Origin of the sequence: Vibrio sp. AIC-3 (genome assembly GCF_013114515.1) — a bacterium.
GTDB lineage: Bacteria > Pseudomonadota > Gammaproteobacteria > Enterobacterales > Vibrionaceae > Vibrio > Vibrio crassostreae_C.
Window position 1 is genome coordinate 1 of sequence record NZ_VTXG01000062.1, and the last position, 2,410, is coordinate 2,410.

At 40.0% G+C, this 2,410-nt stretch carries 4 protein-coding genes; 1 reads left to right on the top strand and 3 read right to left on the bottom strand.

Annotated elements, in window-relative coordinates; translation table 11 throughout:
• Positions 1-25 precede the first annotated feature (25 nt).
• From F0229_RS21555 to F0229_RS21565, 3 genes are read right to left on the bottom strand one after another with little or no spacing between them, the layout of a single operon-like run.
• The gene (locus tag F0229_RS21555; protein ID WP_253821018.1) at positions 26-451 is read right to left on the bottom strand and encodes a hypothetical protein; all 426 of its coding nucleotides are present in this window, start codon (positions 449-451) and stop codon (positions 26-28) included.
• A 14-nt stretch (positions 452-465) separates the two neighbouring features.
• Positions 466-741: a G5P family DNA-binding protein gene (locus F0229_RS21560; protein WP_016767415.1), complete on the bottom strand. Its 276-nt coding sequence runs from the start codon at positions 739-741 to the stop codon at positions 466-468.
• 9 nt (positions 742-750) lie between these two features.
• Positions 751-1,884 carry a phage/plasmid replication protein, II/X family gene (locus F0229_RS21565; RefSeq protein WP_171733686.1) on the bottom strand — a complete coding sequence of 378 codons (1,134 nt, stop codon included), beginning with the start codon at positions 1,882-1,884 and terminating at the stop codon, positions 751-753.
• Positions 1,885-2,014: 130 nt separating this feature from the next.
• Between F0229_RS21565 and F0229_RS21570 the strand changes: the two genes are divergently transcribed.
• A complete protein-coding gene (locus F0229_RS21570; protein ID WP_171733687.1) occupies positions 2,015-2,386 on the top strand; it encodes a helix-turn-helix transcriptional regulator in 372 nt (123 codons plus the stop codon).
• Positions 2,387-2,410 lie beyond the last annotated feature (24 nt).

Consider the following 2,410-nt stretch of genomic DNA (forward strand, 5'->3'; position numbering starts at 1 on the left):
TTTGCTTTTGAGGGGCTTTCTGGGCTCATACAGAGATTCTGAACGTTGTTACTGACAAGGTTTTACGTGCATGCTCCATTGCTTGCTTGTCTGTCTCATATGGTCCATAGATTTTTACGTTGTGGTTTTCATCTCCATCAACGTTTGTAACTGACATGAACCAGTCACCAACCAAGAATATCTCATCAGCAAGTTCATTCACTTCTTGGAAGTTTAAGCCAACAACATTCGACACCATACATTGAACTTGGTTTGTATCATCTCGATAGCCAAGCATCTGTACATGGTTTTTGTTGGACTCACTCATGAGCAGCATTTCTTTTAATAGTTCTAAGCTGTCGAAGACTTTTTTGTACTGACGCTTGGCAACTACATCATTGGCATCATCAACGGCTTTATCTACATCGTTGTGTAACCAGTTAATGACTTCTTGGAGTTCATCAGATTTCATGACTTGATCTTCCATTATTTCATCGACCTCACGAGCTTAATGCCGAAGCGTTTTAATTCCAGTCCACCGAAGTTATTCACGGTAAAGCTTGAGCTATCAAGTTCGTAGTTTCCTGATTTATATGCAGATTGGTCGTCTTGTAATGAGAGCTTCATTTCGACTGGGAACTTACCACCCAGATATGCATATCCTATTTGTTCTCTTATCGTTCTGGCTTGTTTACCATCTTTACCTGGTAATGTTCTTGTGATTGGTTGTTCGTGTTCTGGGAAGATTTCTACTTTCAACATATCTTTTCCTTAAGCTACGTAAGCTTTAAACGGCAGCACATTTGATTGCGCTACTTTCGGTAGTTGATACCAAGATGGTATCTGTAGTGATTGAACTTCTATTTCTTCTGAGCGCCTCAACGTTGGACACATTCTTGAGACATCGAACTGCTGACCGATGTCGATGCCGATTTTCTTCAACCTTGCTTTGTGTTCGTAATATTGCGAGCTGCTCAGTATTTCCCTCATATCCACACCGTTTTGCCACAACGTAAAATAGTTCATGGTTGTGTTGGCTTTTCTTTGTGTATCAACGGCGCCATTATTTAATAACTGTTGAGCTATGCTCTGGTGTTCATCATGGGATATTTCGATAGTCTTCATAGCATCCTCGAAGTGCTTGAGGTGCGTCAGGTATTCGTCTTCACTTATTAGCCCGTAAAACTGTAAGTTATGTCTTTTCAATAGCTTTTGTCTGAGGCTGTACTCTAAGCGAACAACACCTTTACTCGCACAGTAAGTCGTTAATTTATCTATGTATTCTTTACTTTCATTACTATTCTTTGCGTTCTTCTTTGAGTGACGCTGTAACTCAATAGCTTTGGCATATAACTTAATAAGTAACCATTCGGAACCTTCGCCCCAGTAGCAGCTGTATCCGTCTGGGTACAACTTAGGTTTCATGGATCTTCCTAAGCTCATTGAAGACATCCCACGTATAAAAGGCTGCTCACTGCCCTGTCCTACTGACAAGTTTTGCGTCCAGTCGATGCTTGTAATCTCAGCACCATTACCTACGTAAGATGATGTTTTTCCGTCAGGTGTTTGTCTGTGTTTAAGGCGGGTATTTTTAGTAAATGGAGGTAAGTCATATTTGGCTAACACATGGTTATAGACTTCTACACACTCATCTAATGTTGTTAGTCCGAAGAGATTATCTTGTCTTTGCCAACGCGATGGATTCCCCTCGACTCTGACACGATAGCCATCACATCTGATTGTGAGTTTAGTGCTATGAGAACCTTCTAAAATCTTCTGATCTACAGATGGTGGTAGCTTCTCTCCAGACTCCAGATCTATACGCTCAATAACATGACGACCGACAAGAGGTAACCCTCCTTCTCGGTGATCTTGTTGGATAAATAAGCGGTCAATGAAGTACAAGTAAAATCCTGTCAATAGCAACTAAGGTACATTTTTATATACCATAAAGGTTATTTTTGGTTACTGCAAGATTATGGTTTATAAAAGTGGGTGTATAGTTACATTAATATGTACCATTAAAGGAATTATGATGATTGGTTCTGTACTTAAAGAAGCTAGAGCGTTAAAAAACCTATCCCAACCAGAAGTAGCTCGTTTAGTCGGAGTGACTAAGCAGACTTACTTGAAGTGGGAGAATGATACGACTGAACCTAAAGCAACCCAGATAAGTAAGCTTGCTAAAGTGTTAGGTATTACTTCTGATGAGATTTGTAACGGTAAATTAGATAGTAAAATGGCACTCAACTCGTTCATCATAAACATGTCTAAAGTTGGAGCTGATTCTGGGATGGTTGCATTGAGAGTCTGGGAACAAGTTCCTGATCACCAACACTTTTTGAAGAGTTTATTAGACAGCGAAGATGTCGATTCTGAAGGTAATGAGGTTCTTAATATCTTATAGCGGATTCCGGTATTCCGGAGTTAG